Annotated in this window: 17 protein-coding genes; 14 read left to right on the top strand and 3 right to left on the bottom strand. The window is 71.2% G+C overall.

The features are described from left to right. Positions 1-37 precede the first annotated feature (37 nt). The 5 genes from L0984_RS09665 to L0984_RS09645 all read left to right on the top strand — a co-directional run bounded on the left by L0984_RS09665 (position 38) and on the right by L0984_RS09645 (position 7,508). On the top strand, positions 38-802 hold the full coding sequence (locus tag L0984_RS09665; RefSeq protein WP_076504927.1) for an ABC transporter ATP-binding protein: 765 nt from the start codon (positions 38-40) through the stop codon (positions 800-802). 772 nt (positions 803-1,574) lie between these two features. Further along, the gene (locus L0984_RS09660) at positions 1,575-2,309 is read left to right on the top strand and encodes an ABC transporter ATP-binding protein (protein WP_234193469.1); all 735 of its coding nucleotides are present in this window, start codon (positions 1,575-1,577) and stop codon (positions 2,307-2,309) included. Positions 2,310-2,335: 26 nt separating this feature from the next. Continuing rightward, positions 2,336-3,079, top strand: a complete 744-nt coding sequence (pncA, locus tag L0984_RS09655) for a bifunctional nicotinamidase/pyrazinamidase (protein ID WP_234193468.1) — start codon at positions 2,336-2,338, stop codon at positions 3,077-3,079. Positions 3,080-3,099: 20 nt separating this feature from the next. Next, entirely contained in the window at positions 3,100-3,591 is a 492-nt protein-coding gene (locus L0984_RS09650) for a (2Fe-2S)-binding protein (protein WP_234193467.1), read from the top strand. Next, positions 3,588-7,508, top strand: coding sequence for a molybdopterin cofactor-binding domain-containing protein (locus tag L0984_RS09645; protein ID WP_234193466.1), 3,921 nt, complete (start codon positions 3,588-3,590; stop codon positions 7,506-7,508). The genes L0984_RS09650 and L0984_RS09645 overlap by 4 nt, the downstream gene beginning before the upstream one ends. A gap of 11 nt (positions 7,509-7,519) precedes the next feature. Here L0984_RS09645 and L0984_RS09640 read toward each other — a convergent pair whose 3' ends face one another. Further along, a complete protein-coding gene (locus tag L0984_RS09640; RefSeq protein WP_234193465.1) occupies positions 7,520-9,058 on the bottom strand; it encodes a YifB family Mg chelatase-like AAA ATPase in 1,539 nt (512 codons plus the stop codon). Between the two features lie 203 nt (positions 9,059-9,261). On the opposite strand from L0984_RS09640, the gene L0984_RS09635 reads away from it, so the two are divergent. The 9 genes from L0984_RS09635 to L0984_RS09595 all read left to right on the top strand — a co-directional run bounded on the left by L0984_RS09635 (position 9,262) and on the right by L0984_RS09595 (position 17,639). Continuing rightward, positions 9,262-10,125, top strand: coding sequence for a TorF family putative porin (locus L0984_RS09635; protein ID WP_255697251.1), 864 nt, complete (start codon positions 9,262-9,264; stop codon positions 10,123-10,125). 70 nt (positions 10,126-10,195) lie between these two features. Then, positions 10,196-10,534, top strand: a complete 339-nt coding sequence (glnK, locus tag L0984_RS09630; RefSeq protein WP_017762018.1) for a P-II family nitrogen regulator — start codon at positions 10,196-10,198, stop codon at positions 10,532-10,534. A gap of 36 nt (positions 10,535-10,570) precedes the next feature. Further along, the gene (locus tag L0984_RS09625) at positions 10,571-12,109 is read left to right on the top strand and encodes an ammonium transporter (RefSeq protein WP_294376757.1); all 1,539 of its coding nucleotides are present in this window, start codon (positions 10,571-10,573) and stop codon (positions 12,107-12,109) included. Between the two features lie 170 nt (positions 12,110-12,279). Further along, complete coding sequence (locus L0984_RS09620; protein WP_234193464.1) at positions 12,280-13,239, top strand: SMP-30/gluconolactonase/LRE family protein; 960 nt, start codon at positions 12,280-12,282, stop codon at positions 13,237-13,239. Between the two features lie 60 nt (positions 13,240-13,299). Next, positions 13,300-14,406 (top strand): glycolate oxidase subunit GlcE, encoded by a 1,107-nt coding sequence (gene glcE / locus L0984_RS09615; RefSeq protein ID WP_234193462.1) that lies wholly within the window; start codon positions 13,300-13,302, stop codon positions 14,404-14,406. A gap of 16 nt (positions 14,407-14,422) precedes the next feature. Beyond that, complete coding sequence (locus tag L0984_RS09610; protein WP_234193461.1) at positions 14,423-15,259, top strand: YoaK family protein; 837 nt, start codon at positions 14,423-14,425, stop codon at positions 15,257-15,259. A 46-nt stretch (positions 15,260-15,305) separates the two neighbouring features. Beyond that, positions 15,306-16,538, top strand: coding sequence for a glycolate oxidase subunit GlcF (gene glcF / locus L0984_RS09605; protein ID WP_234193460.1), 1,233 nt, complete (start codon positions 15,306-15,308; stop codon positions 16,536-16,538). A 111-nt stretch (positions 16,539-16,649) separates the two neighbouring features. Beyond that, on the top strand, positions 16,650-17,048 hold the full coding sequence (locus L0984_RS09600; RefSeq protein WP_234193459.1) for a carboxypeptidase-like regulatory domain-containing protein: 399 nt from the start codon (positions 16,650-16,652) through the stop codon (positions 17,046-17,048). A gap of 222 nt (positions 17,049-17,270) precedes the next feature. After that, positions 17,271-17,639, top strand: coding sequence for an HU family DNA-binding protein (locus L0984_RS09595; protein WP_017757950.1), 369 nt, complete (start codon positions 17,271-17,273; stop codon positions 17,637-17,639). A 245-nt stretch (positions 17,640-17,884) separates the two neighbouring features. Here the strand turns inward: L0984_RS09595 and L0984_RS09590 are convergent, their stop codons facing one another. Together L0984_RS09590 and L0984_RS09585 are read right to left on the bottom strand one after the other, a co-directional pair. Beyond that, complete coding sequence (locus tag L0984_RS09590; protein WP_234193458.1) at positions 17,885-18,772, bottom strand: copper chaperone PCu(A)C; 888 nt, start codon at positions 18,770-18,772, stop codon at positions 17,885-17,887. A gap of 28 nt (positions 18,773-18,800) precedes the next feature. Then, a complete protein-coding gene (locus L0984_RS09585; protein WP_234193457.1) occupies positions 18,801-21,158 on the bottom strand; it encodes a TonB-dependent receptor in 2,358 nt (785 codons plus the stop codon). Between the last annotated feature and the right edge of the window lie 73 nt (positions 21,159-21,231).

Raw genomic sequence — 21,231 nt, 5'->3', positions numbered from 1 at the left:
GCTTCTTCATGTTCTTCATCGGCCTGGAGGTGCTCTGATGTCCCTGCTGCATGTCCAGAACCTGGGCAAGTCCTTCGGCGGTGTGAAGGCCGTCGACGGCATCAGCTTCACGCTGGCCAAGGGCGAGCTGCTGGCGTTGATCGGCCCCAACGGTGCCGGCAAGTCCACCACCTTCAACATGGTCAACGGTCAGCTCAAGGCCGACCAAGGCTCCATCACGCTGGGCGGCACCGAGCTGGTCGGCAAGAAGCCGCGCGAGATCTGGCGCCTGGGCGTGGGCCGCACCTTCCAGATCGCCGAAACTTTTTCGTCGCTGACGGTGGTCGAGAACGTGCAGATGGCGCTGCTGTCGCACGACGCCAAGCTGTTTGCCATGTGGCGGCGGGCGTCCGACCACAAGCGCGACGAGGCGCTGGCGCTGCTCGACCAGGTGGGCATGAAGTCACAGGCCGACCGGCCCTGCAGCGTGCTGGCCTATGGCGACGTCAAGCGGGTGGAGTTGGCCATCGCGATGGCCAACGACCCCAAGCTGCTGCTGATGGACGAGCCCACGGCCGGCATGGCGCCCAAGGAGCGCAATTCGCTGATGGCGCTGACCAAGCAGCTGGTGATCGACCGCGGCATGGCGGTGCTGTTCACCGAGCACAGCATGGACGTGGTGTTCGCGTACGCCGACCGCATGATCGTGCTGGCGCGCGGGCGCCTGATCGCCGAGGGCAAGCCGCTGGAGATCCGGGACCATCCGAAGGTGCAGGAGGTGTACTTCGGGTCTGGCAAGACCTTTGAGAAGAAGGCTGCTTGATGTTGGTTATTGGTGCTGGTTCTGTTCGGGGCGCGCCCTGGCCGGGGCCTGGCCTGGGGCGGCTGCGAGTTCGTCGGTCGGCCCTGCGGGCCGACTCCCCTGCGATGCTCGGTCGGCCGGGCCGCGGCATAACTCGCTGCGCTGCCTGCGGCAGCTCCGCTCAAACAAACGCCGCGAGTCAGTTCACGAAGCGGGCCTGTCCTCCGGCAGGCCCGCAGCCCGGCCAACCTGCGCTTCTCGGCGACGCACACGCAGCCGCCCCAGGCCAGGCCCCGACCAGGGCGGGACACGCCGTGGTCAGTTACGGCGGTGACGCTGGCGCTTCCGCCTCTGCCGCCACCAGCGCCCCGGTCCCGACCTCAGTTCGCCCCGTTGCCTCGCCAGAGCCGCGGGCATTTGTGCGTCCCATCGAGCGCGACGTATCCGCGCGGCGGGGCTGGGCTGCCAGGGGCGATTTCGGTGGTGGCGAGAAGCGCAGGGCAGGGGGCGGCGCGCGTGCGAAGACACGCGCGCTTCGTGATCTGACTCGTCGCATTTGTCTGAGCGGAGCTGCCGCAGGCAGCGCAGCGAGTTATGCGACGCGCCCCCTGACCGAGCATCGCAGCGGAGTCGATGCGCAGCATCGACCGCCACCGTCTGAGCCCCTGGCAGCCCGGCCCCACCGCGCCGCCCCCACCGCCAGTGAAGCTGCGAGCACGCGCACCACTGCGAAAGTCATTCAGAACCGGACGCTTCCAACGTTCGCAACGACACCCACAACAAGGCCCCACCAGTGAGCACCCCGCCCGTCCTGCTCGAAGCCAAGTCCCTCTGCGCCTGGTACGGCGCCGCCCAGATCCTCTACGACGTGGACCTGGAAGTGCGCCGCGGCGAAGTCGTCGCCCTCATGGGCCGCAACGGCGCCGGCAAGTCGACCACGCTCAAGGCCCTCATGGGCATGCTCGCCAAGCGCCGCGGCAGCATCCGCTTCCTGGGTCACGACATCTCGAAGACCGAGCCGCACCATGCCGCCCGTCTGGGCCTGGGCTTCGTGCCCGAAGACCGGCGCGTCTTCACCGACCTCACGGTCATGGAGAACCTCGAAGTCGGCCGCCAGGCCGGCCGCCAATGGGCCGATGGCGGTGCCGCGCCGCTGTGGACGCCCGAGAAGCTGTTCAAGCTCTTCCCCAACCTCGGCGAGATGCCCGACCGCCCCGGCGGCCGCATGAGCGGCGGCGAGCAGCAGATGCTCACCGTCGCCCGCACGCTCATGGGCAACCCCTACCTCGTGCTGCTCGACGAACCCTCCGAAGGCGTCGCACCGGTCATCGTGGAGCAGATGGCGCAGATGATCCTGGAGCTCAAGGCCCAGGGCGTGTCCATCCTGCTGTCGGAGCAGAACATGCACTTCGCCGAACTCGTCTCGGACCGCGCCTACGTGCTGGAGAAAGGCCAGATCCGCTACCAGGCCACCATGGACGAGCTGGCCGCCAACGACGAGGTTCGACGGGCCTACCTGAGCGTCTGATTTCCAACCTGTCCTCGGAGGGACTGATGATGACGATGACCATGCTGCGCAACGCACCCCAACGCCGCCACTTCCTGCAGGCCGCCGCCGCCCTCGGCGCGGCCGCCATCGCGCCGCCGCTGCTGGCGGCCGACGCGAAGAAGATCAGCCCCAGCGCCCAGGCCGCGCTGATCGTGGTGGACGTGCAGAACTGCTTCGTCGACGGCGGCACGCTGCCCGTCAAGGGCGGGGCCGACGTGGTGCCGGTCATCAATGCGCTGGCACCCAAGTTCCAGAACATCATCGTCACGCAGGACTGGCACACGCCGGGCCACACCTCCTTCGCCAGCGCCCACAACGGCACCAAGCCCTTCGACAGCGTCAAGCTGAACTACGGCAACCAGGTGCTGTGGCCCGACCACTGCGTGCAGGGCACCGACGACGCGGCCCTGCACAAGGACCTGAAGCTGCCCACCGCGCAGCTCATCATCCGCAAGGGCTACAACAAGGGCGTGGACAGCTACTCCGCCTTCCAGGAGGCCGACCGCAAGACCGTCACCGGCCTGGCCGGCTACCTCAAAGCGCGCGGCATCAAGACGGTGTACGTCACCGGCCTGGCCACCGATTTCTGCGTGGCCTGGACGGCGCTGGATGCGCGCGCCGCCGGCTTCAATGTCTACGTGATCGAGGACGCCACCCGCGCCATCGACCTCAACGGTTCGCTCGCCAAGGCCTGGCAGCAGATGCAGGCCAAGGGCGTCAAGCGCATCCAGTCGGCCGACGTCGCCTGAGAAGGTTCGAGCGACCTGCCTTGCCCGCGCTCCAGCTCACCGTCAACGGCCAGCCCTTCGCGGGCGAGGTACCGCGCCAGGCCTCGCTGCTGCACCTGCTGCGCAACGACCTGGGGCTCAACGGCCCCAAGTACGGCTGCGGCCTGGGCCAGTGCGGCGCCTGCACGGTGCATGTGGACGGTACCGCGGCGCGGGCCTGCGTGATCCCGGCCCATGGCGTGGCGGGGCGCGCCATCACCACGCTGGAAGGGCTGGGCCGCCGTGGCCACTTCCATCCCGTGCAGCAGGCGTTCGAAGACGCGCAGGCCGCCCAGTGCGGCTACTGCCTCAACGGCATGGTGATGCAGGCCGCGGCATTGCTGGCACGTGAGCCGCAGGCCGACGAGGCCCGTATCCGCAGCGAGCTGTCGGGCAACCTGTGCCGCTGCGGCACGCATGTGGAGATCCTGCGTGCGGTGAGCCTGGCCGCGGCCCGGCTCGGCGCCGCGGCTGTGCCGGAGGCGCCGCGTTGACCGCCGACCCGCGCCGCGCCGCCCAGCCCCGCACGCGCGCCGACTTCCTGGGCGCCGAGGGCGTGCTGGTCGTCGTGCGCGACACGCCGGTTCCGCCGCCGCCCGCCAAGGGCCAGCCCGCCGCCGTGCCCGGCAATCCGGCGGAGGGCGACGAAGTCCTGCTGGCCGTCTGGGACGACGGCAGCGTCACCGCCCTCAACGGCCACGTGGACCTGGGCACCGGCATCCAGACCGCCCTGGCCCAGATCGTGGCCGAGGAACTGGACGTGCCCATGGCCTGCGTCGCCATGGCGCTGGGCCACACGGCGCAGGTGCCCAACCAGGGCGCCACCATTGCCAGTGCGTCCATCCAGATCCACGCCCAGCCGCTGCGGCTGGCAGCGGCGCAGGCACGGCACTGGCTGCTGGCGCGTGCCGCCGAGCGGCTCGGCCGGCCGGCGAGCGAACTGACCATCGATGGCGGACGCATCGTGGCCGAGGGCGCGGCTCTGGCTCTGGCCGATCTGCTGGCCGGCCAGCGCACGGTGCTGCGGCTGGACACGGCCACGCTGCTCAAGCGCCCCGAGGACTACCGCCTGGTCGGCACCCCGCAGCCGCGCATCGACATCCCCGCCAAGCTGGCCGGCGAACTGGCCTTCGTGCACGACATGCGCCTGCCCGGCATGCTGCACGGCCGCGTGATTCGCCCGCCCTATGCCGGCGCGGACCATGGCGACTTCATCGGCAACACGCTGGAGTCGGTGGACGAGTCATCCATCGCCCACATCCCCGGCATCCGCGCCGTGGTCGTCATCCGCGACTTCGTCGGCGTGGTGGCCGAGCGCGAGGAGCACGCCGAGCAGGCGATGCGCGAGCTGCGCGTCCGCTGGAAGGCCTGGCCCGGCATGCCCGACCTCGCCGGCGCGGGCAAGGTGGCCGAGGCCATCCGCGCCAACCCCGCGACGACGCGCACGCTGGTGGACGAGGGGGACGTCGAGGCTGCGCTGCAGGGTGATGGCACGCTTCGACGCACCTACCTGTGGCCGTACCAGCTGCATGCGTCCATCGGGCCGTCCTGCGCGGTGGCGCAGTGGGAGCCAGACGACGACCGCGACGGTGATGGCAGCGGGCATGGCACGGGCAATGGCAGTGGCGGTGGCCAGAAGGGCGCAGGCCGCGAAGGCGGACCCGCCGTCCGCCTGCGCTGCTGGGCCGGCACGCAGAACCCGCATGTGCTGCGCGCCGACCTGGCCCGCCTGCTGGCCCTGCAGGACGTCGAAGTCGACGTGGTCCGCCTGGAGGCCGCCGGCTGCTACGGCCGCAACGGCGCCGACGACGTCGCGGCCGATGCCGCGTTGCTGGCCCGCGCGGTCGATGCGCCGGTGCGCGTGCAGCTCAGCCGCGAGCAGGAGCACCTGTGGGAGCCCAAGGGCACTGCCCAACTGATGGAGGTGGCCGGCGCACTGTCGCCCGAAGGCGGCATCGCGGCCTACGACTTCCAAACCAGCTACCCGAGCAACGGCGCGCCCACGCTGGCCCTGCTGCTCACCCGCACCGTGGAGCCCCTGGCCCAGGCCTACGAGATGGGCGACCGCACCGCGCGGCCGCCCTACGCCTACGACCACCTGCGGGTGCAGGTGCGCGACATGGCGCCCATCGTGCGAGCCTCGTGGCTGCGCGGCGTCTCGGCCCTGCCCAACTCCTTTGCGCACGAGAGCTTCATCGACGAACTGGCCACCGCCGCGGGCGTGGACCCGGTGCAGTTCCGCCTGCGCCACCTGCCCGACGAGCGGGCGCGCGAGCTGATCGAGGCCACGGCCCGGAAGGCCGGCTGGCGCTGGCGCACCGGGCCGCAGGAGGATGCGCATGGGGACCATCCCTCGCGGCCGCCGCAGTCTCGGGTCGGACCCGGCGGCGACATCCTTTTTGGACAGGGCTTTGCGTACGCCCGCTACATCCACAGCAAGTGGCCCGGCTTCGGCGCCGCCTGGGCCGCCTGGGTCGCCGATGTGGAGGTCAACCGCCGGACCGGCGAAGTGCATGTGCGCCGCGTGGTCGTCGGCCACGATGCAGGCCTGACGGTCAATCCGGCCGGGGTCGAGCACCAGGTGCACGGCAACGTCATCCAGACCACCAGCCGCGCGCTGAAGGAGGAGGTGCGCTTCGCGCCCGCCGCGCCGCCGGCCGGGAGCGCGGCTTCGCAGCTTCCCGTGAAGACGCCGCTGCCCGGCATGCCGCCGGCCGGCGTGGTCGCCACCCGCGAATGGGGCAGCTACCCGATCCTGCATTTCCGCGAAGTGCCGGTCATCGAGGTGCTGCAGATGCCGCGCCCCGGCGAATCGCCGCTGGGCGCGGGCGAGTCGGCTTCGGTGCCGGGCACGGCCGCCATCGCCAATGCCATCTTCGATGCGACGGGTGTGCGCCTGCGCGAGCCGCCCTTCACGCCCGAGAAGGTGCTGGCCGCGCTGTCTTCACTCCCTCCCCCGGTGGGGGAGGGCGGGGGTGGGGGCCAGACCCGGACGCCGTCGCCTGATCGAGCGCCGCAGCCCCCATCCCAGCCTTCCCCCACAGGGGGAAGGAGCAATACCCCAGCCCCTAAGCGCAAGGGCTGGCCCGCCCTCATCGCCGGCCTGCTCGTCGGCGGCATCGGCACCGTGGCCGGCCTGCTCGGCTGGCGCCCGGCCATCGCGCCCGTCAACTTCAGCGCGCCGGCCTACAGCGCGCAGACCATCGAGCGCGGCCGCCAGCTGGCCGCCGCCGGCGACTGCGCCGTCTGCCACACGGCCGAGGGCGGCCTGCCCAACGCGGGCGGCCGGGCCATGCACACGCCCTTCGGCACGATCCACACGACCAACCTCACGCCCGATGCCGAGACCGGCCTGGGCCGCTGGTCCTTCACTGCCTTCCAGCGCGCGATGCGCGAGGGCATCTCGCGCGACGGCCGCCACCTGTACCCGGCCTTCCCGTACACCGCCTTCGCCAAGACCAGCGACGACGACCTGCAGGCGCTCTACGCCTACTTCATGTCCCTTCCGCCGGTGAAGGCCGGCGCGCGCGAGGACGGGGGGCTGGCCCTCATGCCGGCCAACGACCTGCGCTTTCCCTTCAACCTGCGCCCGCTCATGGCCGGCTGGAACGGCCTGTTCCACGACGCCACGCCCTACCAGCCCGTGGCCGGCCAGAGCGCCGAATGGAACCGCGGCGCCTACCTGGTGAACGGCCTGGGCCACTGCGCCGCCTGCCACAGCCCGCGCAACGCCTTGGGTGCGGAGAAAGCCGGCGCTGACTTCCTGTCCGGCGCGCTGATCGACGGCTGGGAGGCGCCGGCCCTCACCGCCCGCTCCACCAACGCGGTGCCCTGGGACGCGGAGAGCCTCTACGCCTACCTGCGTCACGGCCACTCGCCGCGCCACGGCATCGCGGGCGGGCCGATGGCCGAGGTGGTGCACGGCCTGCAGCAGCTGCCCGACGGCGACGTGCGCGCCATGGCCACTTATCTGGCCAGCTTCAACCCGGCGCCCGCGGCCGATGCGCAGGCCATCGCCACGCAGGCGGTGCAGCGCGCCGCCGCCGGGCAGGGCGCGTTGCTGGGCGCGCCGCAGCGGATGTTCGAGTCCGCCTGCGCCGCCTGCCACCACGACGGCGACGGCCCCACGCTGCTGGGCGCGAACGTGCCGCTGGCCCTCAACAGCCAGCTCACCAGTACGCGGCCCGACAACCTGATCCGCACCATCCTCGACGGCGTGCGCACGCCGCCCACGCGGGACATCGGCTTCATGCCCGCCTTCCGCGACGCGCTGGACGATGCGCAGGTTGCCGAGCTGGCGGGCTACATGCGCGCCCGCTTCGCGCCGCAGGCGCCGGCCTGGGCCGATCTGCCCGCGCAGGTGGCGCGGGTGCGGGCGGCGCCGGGGCACGGCGCGCCGGCCGGGCGCTGACGCCGGCCGGATCAGGGCGCGGCGCTCAGCGTGCGCCGGTACTGCATCGCCTCGCCCACATGCAGGGCGCCGACGGTATCGGCACCGGCCAGGTCGGCGATGGTGCGGGCCACCCGCAAGGCGCGGTGCGTGGCCCGTGCGCTCCAGCCCAGGCGCGTGGCCGCCTTCTGCAGGAAGGCGAGGGCGGCGGCATCGGCCCGCGCGTGGGCGTCGAGCGCCTGGCCGGCCAGGGCCTGGTTGGCACTGCCCTGGCGCTGCAGCGCGATGGCGCGCGCCGCGGCCACGCGTTCGCGCACGGCGGCGCTCGACTCGCCGGCGGGGGCGCCCAGCAGCTCCCGCGGGTCGATGGCCTGCACGTCCACATGCAGGTCGATGCGGTCCAGCAGCGGGCCACTGATGCGCGCCTGGTAGCGCGCCACCTGGTCGGGCGAGCAGCGGCAGGCATGCAGGCGCGAGCCCAGGTGGCCGCAGGGGCAGGGGTTCATCGCGGCCACCAACTGGAAGCGCGCCGGAAACTGCGCCCGCCGCGCGGCCCGCACGATGGAGATGGTGCCGCTCTCCAGCGGCTCGCGCAGTGCTTCCAGGGCCGCGCGAGGAAATTCGGGCAGTTCGTCCAGGAAGAGCACGCCATGGTGCGCCAGCGAGATCTCGCCCGGCCTCGGCGGCGAGCCACCCCCCACCAGCGCCACCGCGCTGGCCGTGTGATGCGGGCTGGCCACCACCCGCTGCATGAAGCGCTGCGGGTCGAAGCGCCCGGCCAGGCTGGCGATGGCGGCGCTTTCCAGCGCCTCCTGCACATCCATGGGCGGCAGCAGTCCGGCCAGCCGCTGCGCCAGCATCGACTTGCCGGCGCCGGGCGGACCGACCATCAGCAGGCTGTGGCCGCCCGCGGCGGCAATCTCCAGGGCGCGGCGGGCGGCGGCCTGGCCCTTCACATCGGCCAGGTCCGGCCCGTCCGTCGCGCCGCCGGCCAGGTCGGGCGGCGCCATCCGCACCCAGCCGGGGCCGTCCTCCACCTGGGCCAGGGTGTCGGGCGGCAGGAAGGGACGCACCACATCGAGCAGGTGCGCTGCGCCGTAGACGGTGGCACCGGGCACCAGCGCGGCCTCGCGCGCGCTGGCCAGCGGCAGCACCAGCACGGGGCGTGGCGCAGGCCCCTCGGCCGCCAGGGCGGTGGCCAGGGCGCCACGCACCGGGCGCAGGTCACCCGACAGCGACAGCTCGCCAGCGAACTCGTGCCCCGCCAGCCGCGCACCGTCGATCTGCCCGCTCGCCGCCAGGATGCCCAGGGCGATCGGCAGGTCGAAGCGGCCGGAATCCTTGGGCAGGTCGGCCGGCGCCAGGTTGACGGTGATGCGGCGGTCGTGCGGGAAGGCCAGGCCCGAGTTCTGGATGGCGGAGCGCACGCGCTCTCGCGCTTCCTTCACCTCCACATCGGCCAGTCCGACCAGCGTGAAACTGGGCAGCCCGTTGGCCAGATGCACCTCGACGGTGACTGGCGCGGATTCGAGCGCCACCAAGGCGCGTGTTTGCACCAAAGAAAGGCTCATTGTTGTTCAACTCCCTGTATTGGTGCGCTCGACCCGGCTTGTTTCGGCTATTGAACAAGCAGGCGGCGCAACGCGTTCTCCAAGCCGGAACCATTGTGCGGCCGACGGACCGGCGGGACGCCGTTGTAGGACGCCACCGGCTTTTGGCACGCTCCCTGCTTTGAGGGGAACTCCAACGAACACCACTTGCGAGGAGTTACCCGATGAAGATCCGTCCGGCCACGATCAAGATGGCAACGATTGCCCTCTGCCTGGCTGCTGCCGCCGGTGCGGCCAGCGCCCAGACGGCACCCGCCGCCGCCCCCGAGGCCTCGCCCATCACTGCGAACATCTCGCTGACCACCAACTACAAGTTCCGCGGCCAGGACCAGGACGCCATCGGCAACAACGGCTACTACAAGACCAAGGCCCTCAAGCCGGCCATCCAGGGCGGCTTCGACTACGCCCACGAGAGCGGCTTCTACGTCGGCAACTGGAACTCCAGCGTCAACTGGCTCTCCGGCAACTCCATCGAGAGCGACATCTACGGCGGCTACAAGTTCAAGGCCGGCCCCTTCGACCTCGACTTCGGTGCCCTGACCTACATCTACCCGGGCAACCGCAACGGCAACACCACCGAGCTGTACGGCGCCGCCACCTGGAGCGACGACGCCATCGGCTCGTTCACGGTCAAGTACTCCAGCACCGTTTCCAAGGACTACTTCGGCTTCGCCAGCAACCGCACCACGGGCTGGAAGGGCCGCGGCACCGGCTATCTGAACGTGTCGTACAGCAAGGCCGTGCTGCCCAACCTGACGCTCAAGGCCGCCGTGGGCTACACGCACCTGTCCAGCGACATCCGCCGCAACACGCCCTACAAGAGCTACGTCGACTACAACGTGGGTGCCACCTACGACTTCGGCGGCGGCCTGAGCCTGACCGGCGCCATCGTCGGTGCCAACAAGAAGGACGCCTACCAGGCCACCACCGCCGTCTACGACTACAGCGCCATCGGCCTGGGCACCTTCACCTACAGCGAGTCGCCCAACAAGGCACGCTTCATCGCCACGCTGACCAAGACCTTCTGAGGTCGCGCCAGCCAGCCGACAGGTGGGCGCGGCGGCTGCCGCGCCCGGTTCATCCCAGAGGAGAGAAATCGTGAAGCTGATCACAGCCATCATCAAACCCTTCAAGCTCGACGAGGTGCGCGAGGCCCTTTCCGCCATCGGCGTGCAGGGCATCACCGTGACCGAGGTGAAGGGCTTCGGCCGCCAGAAGGGCCACACCGAGCTCTACCGCGGTGCCGAATACGTCGTCGACTTCCTGCCCAAGGTCAAGATCGAGGCGGCGGTCGCCGACGAGCTGGTCGACCGCGTCATCGAGGCCGTGGAAAGCGCTGCGCGCACCGGCAAGATCGGCGACGGCAAGATCTTCGTGTTCAACCTGGAGCAGGTCGTCCGCATCCGCACGGGTGAGACCGGCCGCGAGGCGCTCTGAACCGACGCAGCAGAAGAAGGCACAAGAAAGACCAAGATGAAGAAGTTCCTTGTATCCCTGGCGCTCGGCCTGAGCGTCCTCACGGCTGGCGTGTCCAGCTTCGCGCAGGCGCCAGCCGCCAGCACCGAGGCCCCGGCGGCGTCCGCGCCCGCCGCCGCCGCGCCTGCAGCCGCCGCCCCGGCCGCGCCCGCCGCCGCTGCACCCGCTGCAGCACCGGCCGATGCCGCCGCCGCTGCCGCGCCCGCTCCCAAGATCGACAAGGGCGACGTGGCCTGGATGCTGGTGTCCACGCTGCTCGTGATCCTGATGACCGTCCCCGGCCTGGCCCTGTTCTACGGCGGCCTGGTGCGCAGCAAGAACATGCTCAGCGTGCTGATGCAGGTGTTCGTCACCTTCTCGCTGATCGTCGTGCTGTGGTGCATCTATGGCTACAGCCTGGCCTTCACCGAAGGCAATGCCTTCATCGGCGGCTTCGACCGGCTGTTCATGAAGGGCATCTTCGACCCGGCCACCGGCGCCTTCGCGCCCGGCGCGACCTTCAGCAAGGGCGTCTACATCCCCGAGCTGCTGTTCGCCGCCTTCCAGGCCACCTTCGCCGGCATCACCTGCTGCCTGATCGTGGGTGCCTTCGCCGAGCGTGCCAAGTTCTCCGGCGTGCTGGTGTTCATGGTGATCTGGTTCACCTTCAGCTACACCCCGCTGGCCCACATGGTCTGGTTCTGGATGGGTCCGGACGCCTACACCGCCGCCGACGTGGTGGACGCCACCAACGCCAAGGCCGGCCTGATCTGGCAATGGGGCGCGCTCGACTTCGCAGGCGGCACCGTGGTGCACATCAACGCCGCCGTCGCCGGTCTGGTGGGTGCCTACGTGATCGGCAAGCGCATCGGCTTCGGCAAGGAAGCGTTCACGCCGCACTCGCTGACGCTGACCATGGTCGGTGCCTCGCTGCTGTGGGTGGGCTGGTTCGGCTTCAACGCCGGTTCGGCCCTGGAAGCCGGCAACAGCGCCGTGCTCGCCTTCATCAACACCTTCTCCGCCACCGCCGCCGCCGTGCTGGCCTGGTCGCTGGGTGAAGCGCTGCACAAGGGCAAGGCCTCGATGCTGGGCGCCGCCTCCGGCGCCGTCGCCGGCCTGGTGGCCATCACCCCGGCCGCCGGTAACGTCGGCCTGATGGGCGCCATCGTCATGGGCTTCATCGCCGGCTTCGCCTGCCTGTGGGGCGTGTCGGGCCTCAAGCGCCTGCTCGGCGCCGACGACTCGCTGGACGTGTTCGGCGTGCACGGCGTCGGCGGCATCGTGGGTGCCCTGCTGACCGGTGTGTTCAACACCCAGGCACTGGGCGGCCCCGGCCTGGTGACCGACTGGGTCACGGCCACCGTCGGCTCCAACGGCATCGGCGCCCAGGTCTGGATCCAGCTCAAGGGCGTGCTGCTGACCATCGTGTGGTCGGCCGTGGTCTCCTTCATCGCCTACAAGATCGCCGACCTGACGGTGGGCCTGCGTGTGAGCGAAGAGGAAGAGCGCGAAGGCCTCGACATCACCGCCCACGGCGAGACGGCCTACAACCGCTGATCGACTGCCACCGTCACGGCGCCCCCCGAGGGCGGCGTGACGGACGAAAGAATGTTTTAGCGAGAGTCTCCTTTGGATGTTCGGCCCGCAAGTGCTTCGGCACGAGCGGGCCATTTTTTTTGGGCCGGCGCCTGCAGTGCCCCGCGCCCCGTCCTTCAATAATCCCGGGCATGCCTGACCTCATCCCCCCCAACGATCCGCAGGGTTGGACCGCCCTGCCGGGCAGCGACTGCGCCCTGGGCGAGTCGCCCTTCTGGCATCCCGGCGAGCGCGCCCTGTACTGGCTGGACATCCCGGGGCGCCAGGCGCTGCGCACGCGCGGCGACATCGCCAGAGGCGAGGCCGTGGTCGAGCGCTGGTCCTTGCCGCAGGAGCCGGGCTGCATGGCGCCGGCACGCCGTGGCGGCCTGGTGATCGCGCTGCGCGACGGCATCTACCGCGCCCGCGAATGGGGCGGCGCGCTGCAGTGCATCGCCGCCTTCGACCACGACACGGCCACCATGCGCTTCAACGATGGCAAGTGCGATCCGCAGGGGCGCCTGTGGGCCGGCACGCTGCAGGAGCCCAAGGACCGGCCGATCGCCGCGCTCTACTGCATCGATGCCCGCGGCGGTGGCGCGCCCCGCGTGCAGCGCATGGCCGGCGAGGCCATCACTGCCAACGGCCTGGTGCTGGTGCCCGAGCTGGCGCGGGTGTACTGGGCCGACACCCACGCCCATGCCGTGCGGCAGTACGACTGGGTGGCCGAGCCGAACGGACTGGCGGGCGAACGCCTGCTGCGCCAGTTCGACCCCAAGCCCGCTGGCTGGACGCCCGAATCGGGCCAGCCCTACGACGGCCGCCCCGACGGCGCGACGATGGATGCGGACGGCCGCTACTGGGTGGCCATGTTCGAGGGCGGCCAATTGCAGGCGCTGGACGCCCAGGGCCGCACCACCGACGTGCTGCCCGTGCCCGCACGCTGTCCCACCATGCCCTGCTTCGGCGGCGACGACCTGTGCACGCTCTTCGTCACCACGGCGCGCAAGGGCCGGCCGGCCGACGAGCTGGCACGGCAGCCGATGGCCGGGCAGGTGCTCTGGCGGCGCATGGACGCACCCGGCCGGCCCGTCGCTTTCTTCGAAGACTGAAGGGCCTGAGCTGGTGCGAATCAAGACGTCCAAGAGAGACCCTGACGTACCATCCCGCGGATGACCCCCGCCCAGTCCCAGATCGCCGAACGCGTGCGCGCCGCGGCGGCCCAGAAGCGTCCCTTGCGCCTGCGTGGCGCGGGCACCAAGGATTTCCACGGTGGGCCGCTCGATGGCGAGCTGCTGACGCTCGACACGCTGGCGGGCATCACCAGCTACGAGCCCAGCGAGCTGGTGGTGACGGTGCAGGCCGGCACGCCCCTGGCCGAGCTGGAGGCACTGCTGCAGGCCCATGGCCAGTGCCTGCCCTTCGAGCCGCCGCACTTCGGCGCGGGCGGCACCGTGGGCGGCATGGTGGCCGCCGGCCTGGCGGGCCCCGCCCGCGCCAGCGTGGGCTCCGTGCGCGACTACGTGCTCGGTGCCAGCCTGATCAACGGCCGCGGCGAACTGCTGACCTTCGGCGGCCAGGTGATGAAGAACGTGGCGGGCTACGACGTCTCGCGCGTGCTGGCCGGCGCCTGGGGCACGCTGGGCGTCATCACCGAACTGAGCCTCAAGGTGCTGCCCATGGCCCCGGCCGAGGCCACCCGCGTCTTCGACTGCAGCCAGGCCGAAGCCCTGCGCCTGCTCAATGCCTGGGGCGGGCAACCGCTGCCGCTCAATGCCAGCATGTGGCAGGCCGGACCGGGGGGCGGCGCCGTCGGCCGGCTGCACCTGCGGCTGCGCGGCGCGGTCGCCGCCGTGCAGGCCGCCGGCCGCCAGCTCGGCGGCGAGGTGTTGCCGCCCGAGGGGGCCGAGGCCCTCTGGCGCAGCCTGCGCGACCAGCACCATGCCTTCTTCACCGATGCCGCGGCGCAGGGCCTGGACCTCTGGCGCGCCAGCGTCCCGCAGACGGCGCCCGTGCTGGCGGCCGCCGGCCTGTCCGCGCCGCTGATCGAATGGCATGGCGCACAGCGCTGGTACGCCGTGCCCCCCGGCGGTGCCGCGGATCTGGCCGAGTCGGTGCGCGCCGCCGGTGGCTGGGCGGCGGCCTTCCGCCCCGCGGCGGGCCGGCGGGCCGAGCCCGCGCCGCTGTCGCCCGCGCTGATGGACATCCATCGCGCGCTCAAGGCCGCCTTCGATCCCGCCGGCATCTTCAACCCGGGCCGGCTGGTGGCCGGGCTCTGAGCGTCCTCCCCTCTCCATGCGCCGCCTGCGCCACCTGACCGGCCGCCACCGCGCCCCGTCGACCAACCGGGCGCTGGGCCTGCTGCTGGCCTTCAACGCCGGCGCCATCAATGCGGGCGGCTTCCTGGTGCTGCATCGCTACACCTCGCACATGACCGGCTTCACCTCGCAGGTGGCCGATTCGCTGGTGATGGGCGACATGACGCTGCTGCTGGGCGCGCTGGGCGCCATCCTGGCCTTCCTGGCCGGGGCGGCGACCGCGGCCATCCAGATCAACTGGGGCCGCCATTACCGGCTGGCCCATGTCTACGCGCTGCCGCTGCTGCTGGAGGCCGCGCTCATGCTGCCCTTCGGCCTCATGGGGGCGCTCACGCTGGGCTGGCACACGCCCTTCGCCGTGCCGCTGACGGTGCTGCTGCTGTCCTTCATCATGGGGCTGCAGAACGCGCTGGCGTCGAAGATCTCCGGCGGAAAGATCCGCACCACGCACATGACCGGCAACTTCACCGACCTGGGCATCGAGCTGGGCAAGGCGCTGTACTGGAACCGCCGGCGCACCGATGCCACGCGGGTGCGGCCCAACCTAGAGCGGGTGCGCATCTTCGGCGGCCTGATCCTGGCCTTCGTGACGGGCGGGCTGGCCGGGGCCACCGGCTTCAAGTACCTGGGCTTCATCTGCGTGCTGCCGCTGGCCGCGCTGCTGCTGTGGCTGTCGCTGCCGCCCTACCTGGACGACCTGCGCCACAACCAGGCCCTGCGGGCGTGGACCTTCGGCTGGCTGGGCCGGCTGCGGCTGCGCAGACGGGGCGCCGCCGCCACCGGGACGCAGCCGCCGCAGCGGCCCCCCTCCTGAGCGACGCGTTGCCCCGCCCCACGACAGACCCCCACGACGAGACACGATGCAGACCGAACTCTCCCCCCAGTACCAGGGCACGCCCGAAGGCCGCGAGGCCGAGGCCATCCTGCGCAAGTGCGTGCACTGCGGCTTCTGCACCGCCACCTGTCCCACCTACCAGCTGCTGGGCGACGAACTGGACGGGCCGCGCGGGCGCATCTACCTCATCAAGCAGGTGCTCGAAGGCCGCACGCCCACGCGTGCCACCCAGCAGCACCTGGACCGCTGCCTGACCTGCCGCAACTGCGAAAGCACCTGCCCCAGCGGCGTGCAGTATGGCCACCTGGTGGACATCGGCCGCAAGATCGTGGACGAGCAGGTGCCGCGGCCGGCCGGCGAACGCGCCACGCGCTGGCTGCTCAAGGAAGGCCTGAACTCGCCGCTGTTCGCACCCGCCATGAAGCTCGGCCAGGCCGTGCGCGGCCTGCTGCCGCCCAGCCTCAAGGCCAAGGTGCCCACGCCGCGCGCCGCGGGCGCCTGGCCGCGCCACAGCCATGCGCGCAAGGTGCTGCTGCCCATGGGTTGCGTGCAGCCGGCCATGGCGCCGTCCATCGATGCCGCCACGGCCCGCGTACTCGACGCGGCCGGCATCGAGGCCGTGGTGCCCCAGGCGGGGGGCTGCTGCGGCGCCATCCGCTTCCACCTCAACGACCAGGCTGGTGCGCTGGACCAGATGCGCGCCAACATCGACGCCTGGTGGCCGCTGCTGCAGGGCGGCGGCGTGGAGGCCATCGTCAGCAATGCCTCGGGCTGCGGCGCCGCGCTGAAGGACTACGGCCATGCGCTGGCGCACGACAGCGCCTATGCCGACAAGGCCCACGAGGTCTCGCGCCTCACCCGCGACCTGGGCGAGCTGCTGCCGGCCCTGGTGCCGCTGCTGCGCGAGCGCGTGAAGGCGCCGCAGGGCGTGATCGCCTATCACCCGCCCTGCACGCTGCAGCACGGCCAGAAGCTGCGTGGGGGCGTCGAATCGGGCCTGCGCGCGCTGGGCTTCGACGTGCGCGTGACGCAGACCGAAAGCCACCTCTGCTGCGGCTCGGCCGGCACCTACTCGGTGCTGCAGCCCGAACTGTCGACGCAACTGCGCGAACGCAAGCTGGGCCATCTGCAGAGGCTCCAGCCCGAGGCCGTGGCCTCGGCCAACATCGGCTGCATCACCCATCTGCAGGCCGGCACCGAGCTGCCGGTGCGGCATTGGGTGGAGTGGCTGGACGAGGCGCTGCAGCCGCGGGCCTGAGCGTCCCGAGCGTCTTCCGGCGCCGCCGCACGCAGGCGGGCGCTGCGGTCCGACAGCGGGTCGGCGCCTTTCGAGGCCAGCATCTCTTCCGTTTTTTCGAGGAGACCTTCCATGCCTTCACGTCAATTCCTGATGTCTGCCGCGCTCGCCGCGGCCTGCACCGCGGGCCTGGCCCATGCCCAGATGCCACCGTGGACCGAGGCCGGCCAGGGCCGCTACGTGTGCGGCGGCATCGGCTCGGACGAATCCACCGCCATGCGCTCGGCGATGAAGTCGCATCCGCTGTCGCTGCTCTTCGCGCGGGCCGATGGGGCCTACCTCGCGTCGGTGGCGGTGGAGATCCGGGGCGCGCAGGGCGGCGCGGGCCTCTCGCTGCGCGCCGATGGCCCGGTCTGCCTGGTGGACCTGCCCGCCGGTGCCTATGTGGTGGAAGCCACCTTCGAAGGCCGTACCCAGCGGCGCGAGCTGAGCCTGGGCGGCGGACCGAAGACGGCCGACTTCCGCTTCTGAGTGGGCTCGGCGGCCGGCCGCGCCGGGCGGGCCGGGGATGCCGCGACGTGCGTCCTCGGCACGCAGCGCGTCGATCCGCTGACGAGTGGGGTTTCGGCGCGATGTGCCTGTGCAGCCCGCTGCACGGGGGTCATGCGGCTCCACTACACTTCGCGCCTCGCTCGGGGGCGCGCACCGCGCGCCGGCCCCGGCGCAGATCGAAGCAACTCTAGGAACCCAATCTTGAACCGTCTCGAATTCATCGAAAAGATCGCCTCCGCCCATGACGTCTCCAAGGCCGAAGCCGGCCGCATCCTGGAGACCATCACCAGCAGCATCGTCACCGCCGTCAAGAAGGGCGACAGCGTGACCCTGGTGGGCTTCGGCACCTTCAAGCAGGTGGCCCGCGCCGCCCGCACCGGTTTCAACCCGCAAGCCGGCGAGAAGATCAAGATCGCCGCCCAGAAGGTGCCGAAGTTCGTGCCGGGCGCCGCCTTCAAGGCCGCCGTGGACCCCAAGGCCGCCAAGCGCAAGGCCGACAAGGCCGAGAAGGCCGCCGCCGCCAAGCCGGCTGCCAAGAAGCCCGCTGCCAAGAAGGCCAAGAAGGCCTGATGACGCTTGGGCACCTTCGCGGTGCCCGTGCAAAAAACGAGAGGCCCTTCGGGGCCTCTTTGCATTGGGGCTTGCGTCGACGTCGTCGAAGGACGGCGCACGACCGGTATTTGCTCCCTCTCCCCTTGCGGGAGAGGGTCGGGGAGAGGGGGCGACGGCGCTCGCCTTGCCCAACTTCCCGTTGGGATCACCCCCTCTCCCCCGGCCCCTCTCCCGCAAGGGGAGAGGGGAGAAGAAAGGCGCCATCAGTGCTGATGGCCACCGCTGCCCGCCGCAGCGGCGGGCGCGGCACGCACCGGCAGCTGCACCTCGCGCGTGGATTCGTTGCCCTGCGCGTCCTTGAAGCGCAGCGTCAGCGGCAGCGTGCTGCCGACGGGCAGCGGCTGCTTCAGGTCCATCAGCATCACATGCAGGCCACCGGGGCGCAGCTCGACCGTCTGGCGCGCGGGCAGCGCCAGTTCGTCGACGGCGCGCATCTGCATGTGGTCGCCCTGCATGGACATCTCGTGCACCTCGGCGATGCCGGCGACCGGCGTGCTGGCGCCCACCAGGCGCGCGCCCGAAGGCGCCTGCAGCTTCATGAAGGCGCCGGTGCCGCTCTGGCCGGCCACGGCCATGCGGGCCCAACCATCACGCACGTCCACGGCGGCTACGCCGCGCGGCAGCACGTCCAGCTTCGCGGCAGGCAGGGGCAGCTTCTCGTCGGCTGCGCCCGTGGGCAGCTGGGCCCAGTCGCTGCTGCCCACGTCGCAGCCCTGCAGCACCTTGAAGTACAGCGGGCCCGGCTTGTCGGGCAGGTGGCCGCGCAGCACGAACTCGGTCTTCTGGTCGGCAGGCACGGCGGTGGCCGCGCTGGTGGCGGTCCAGCGCACCACGGCCTCGTTGCCGCTGCGCGTCTGCTCGATGCTCCAGCCGGGGCGCGCAGGCACGTCCTTCAGCGCGAAGCCCTGCGGCAGGCGCACGGTGAGGGCGTTGGTGAGCGTGGCGTCCTTGCAGGCATGGCCGACGCGGAAGGCGGCCTCGTAGTCGGTGCCGACGGTGGCGCCGCCGGGGGGCAGCGTCACATGCGCGATGGCACTGCCGGTGCCGGCCAGCAGGGCGAGGGCGAGAAGAGGGCGGTTGAAGCGGCTCATGGTTCGGGTCTCCGGAGGATGGGGTGGATCACAGGTCCCACTGCAGCGACGCGGTGTAGGTGCGCTGCGGGTAGGGGTGGAAGTTCCAGTACTGGGCGTTGTTGAGGTTGTCGATGCCGAGGGCCGCCGAGAAGTGGCGGTCGATCTGCCAGCGCACGCGCGTGTCCACGGTGAAGTACCTGCTGGCGCCGAAGTAGGCATCGGCGTTGACGTCGCTGTTGTCCAGGTTGGAGTACTGGCGCCCGCTGTAGCGCGCCGCCACGGTGAAGGACCATCGGTCGGTGGGCCGGTAGGTGGCGTACACCGTGGAGCGCCAGCGCGGCACGCGCGGCTGCCACTTGCCCACGCTCGCCGGATTGGCCGCATTGGCCACGGTGCGCGAGTCGGCGAAGGTCAGGCTGCCGCCCAGGTCCAGGCCGCGCATGAAGACATCGGTGCCGGTGTAGGCCAGCTCCACGCCGGTGGTGCGCACCTTGTCCACGTTCTGCACGCGCGAGGTGGTGGTGCCGGGCACCAGCTGGCTGAAGAGCGCATCGCGCGTGGTCTCGTGGAAGAGCGTGGCGCGCAGCAGGCCGTTGCCGAGGTCCTTCTCGGCGCTGAGTTCGCCGGTCCAGGACTTCTCGGGCTTGAGCGTCGGGTCGTTGACGAAGGACAGCGTGCCACTGGTGGCGCCGTACAGCTCGCCCACCGTCGGAAAGCGCACCGCGCGGCCGACCGAGGCCTTGATCACCGTGTCCTCGGTGGCCTGGAAGGCGAGGGCGGCCTTGGGCGAAAGGTGCGATTCGCTGCGGCGCGCATAGCGCAGGGTGGTGGTGGCGCTGGCGCTCAGGCCGTCCTCGGCCTGCCAGTCCTCCCAGCGCAGGCCGAGCACGGCCTTCCAGCGCGGCGCGAAGCGCCAGGCGTCCTGCGCCCAGGCGCTCACGGTCTGCGTGCGGCCGCCCACGTTGCTGACCAGCGAGAGCGGGTTGATGGGGCCATCGATCCAGCTGCCGACGACGTTGTTCTTGGCGATGGCAAGCTTGTAGGCATCGCGGCCGATGCCGAAGTCCACGATGTGCGCGCCCTGCAGGCCCTGGGGACGCCAGGTGCCCTTGGCGGCCAGGGTGTTCCAGCCGGTGCCGTCCTGGTCCTGCAGCGTGCCTGCCCCGCCGTAGGCGGCGAGCGGCAGTGCGACGGTGGGCGCACGCTGCTGGTCCTTGCGGTAGTCGTACAGGCTGGCCGCGAGCTCCCAGTCGAACACGCCTTCGGTACGGCTCTTGAGCGACAGGCCGTGCATCAGGTGCGTCTGGTCGTCGTTGGTCAGCGGGAAGGCCATGGGCGCGAGCGTGTAGCTGCGGCCCTGGATGTTGACCGTGCCGCTGTACACCGGCAGGCCGTTGGGCCCCGTCAGGTAGCTGGCCGGGCGGCCTTCCGAACTGTTCTGCCACCAGCCCAGCGTGTAGCTGGCGCGCAGCGTCGGCGTGATGTCGTAGGCCAGCTTGAGCTTGGCCTGGTCCTGCACCGTCTGGTAGGCCGTGCCCGTGCCCAGGATGTACCAGGGTGTGTTGGTGGTGTTGAGTCCGCCCACCCAGCCCGTGACGGGCGTGCCGGCACGGCCGGGCGTGCCCGAGGCGACGGTGGCCGTGGTGAAGGTCAGCGGCTGGCCTTCGCTGCGGGTGCGGTTGAGGTGGATCCACCACGACCAGTCGCCAGCGCGGCTGCCCAGGGAGGCACTGGTCTGCCAGCCGTTGAAGGTCTTGCTGGTGTTGTAGAGCTGGTTGGGCTGCGACGAATAGCCGGCGCTCACATGCGCTTCGAGCTTCGTCGGCATGCGCGTCACGTAGTCGACCACCGCGCCGGCCGAATTGCCCGGGTAGGCCGCCGAGAAAGGCCCGTACATCACGTCCACCCGCTCGATCTCCTCGGGCGAGACCAGTCCCCAGCGCGGTGCGAAGTTGGTGCCGTTGGCGATGCCGTTGCCCAGGTAGTTGGACAGCAGGATGCCGTCCGCATACACCGCCGAGCGCGCGCTGTTGCCGGTGCCCGAGGCGCGGGTCGAGAGGATCGCGTGGTTGTAGTCGCCGATGTAGCGCTTGCGCACCAGCAGGCTGGGCAGGTACTTGAGCGCGTCCTCGCTGTCGGTGGCATTGATGCGCGTGGCGATCTCCTCGCGCGTGACGCCTTCGATGGTGGTGGGGATCTGCGTGGGCAGCGAGGTGGGCTGGCCGCCGGTGACGGTGACCACGCCGAGCGACTTGACGCGCTCGGGCGTGTCGGTGGCAGTGGTGCCGGCCTGCTGCGCCAGCGTGCCCAAAGGCAGGGCCAGCGGCAGCGAAAGGCCGGCGCGCAGGGCGAGCCGCGACAAGCGGGCGCGCTCGGTGGCGCGCGGGTGCAATGAAGGATTCATGGAGAGGCCTGGCATCCGCGCAGCCGATGGCCGGAGTCGGTCCGGCCCGGGCCTGCGCGGCGATCTGTGGTTC

This window comes from Pseudacidovorax sp. NFM-22 (assembly GCF_021401245.1).
Classification (GTDB): Bacteria; Pseudomonadota; Gammaproteobacteria; order Burkholderiales; family Burkholderiaceae_C; genus Xenophilus.
The sequence above is the reverse complement of the archived record's forward strand: the minus strand, read 5'-3'. Positions and strand labels throughout refer to the sequence as shown.

What these genes read in the sequence shown, in the direction of transcription:
- glcE (WP_234193462.1), top strand. Translation starts at nt 13,300, where the DNA reads ATGACCCCCGCCCAGTCCCAGATCGCCGAACGCGTGCGCGCCGCGGCG.
- L0984_RS09620 (WP_234193464.1), top strand. Translation starts at nt 12,280, where the DNA reads ATGCCTGACCTCATCCCCCCCAACGATCCGCAGGGTTGGACCGCCCTG.
- L0984_RS09665 (WP_076504927.1), top strand. Translation starts at nt 38, where the DNA reads ATGTCCCTGCTGCATGTCCAGAACCTGGGCAAGTCCTTCGGCGGTGTG.
- glcF (WP_234193460.1), top strand. Translation starts at nt 15,306, where the DNA reads ATGCAGACCGAACTCTCCCCCCAGTACCAGGGCACGCCCGAAGGCCGC.
- L0984_RS09640 (WP_234193465.1), bottom strand. Translation starts at nt 9,058, where the DNA reads ATGAGCCTTTCTTTGGTGCAAACACGCGCCTTGGTGGCGCTCGAATCC.
- pncA (WP_234193468.1), top strand. Translation starts at nt 2,336, where the DNA reads ATGATGACGATGACCATGCTGCGCAACGCACCCCAACGCCGCCACTTC.
- L0984_RS09610 (WP_234193461.1), top strand. Translation starts at nt 14,423, where the DNA reads ATGCGCCGCCTGCGCCACCTGACCGGCCGCCACCGCGCCCCGTCGACC.
- L0984_RS09590 (WP_234193458.1), bottom strand. Translation starts at nt 18,772, where the DNA reads ATGAGCCGCTTCAACCGCCCTCTTCTCGCCCTCGCCCTGCTGGCCGGC.
- L0984_RS09600 (WP_234193459.1), top strand. Translation starts at nt 16,650, where the DNA reads ATGCCTTCACGTCAATTCCTGATGTCTGCCGCGCTCGCCGCGGCCTGC.
- L0984_RS09635 (WP_255697251.1), top strand. Translation starts at nt 9,262, where the DNA reads ATGAAGATCCGTCCGGCCACGATCAAGATGGCAACGATTGCCCTCTGC.
- L0984_RS09625 (WP_294376757.1), top strand. Translation starts at nt 10,571, where the DNA reads ATGAAGAAGTTCCTTGTATCCCTGGCGCTCGGCCTGAGCGTCCTCACG.
- L0984_RS09585 (WP_234193457.1), bottom strand. Translation starts at nt 21,158, where the DNA reads ATGAATCCTTCATTGCACCCGCGCGCCACCGAGCGCGCCCGCTTGTCG.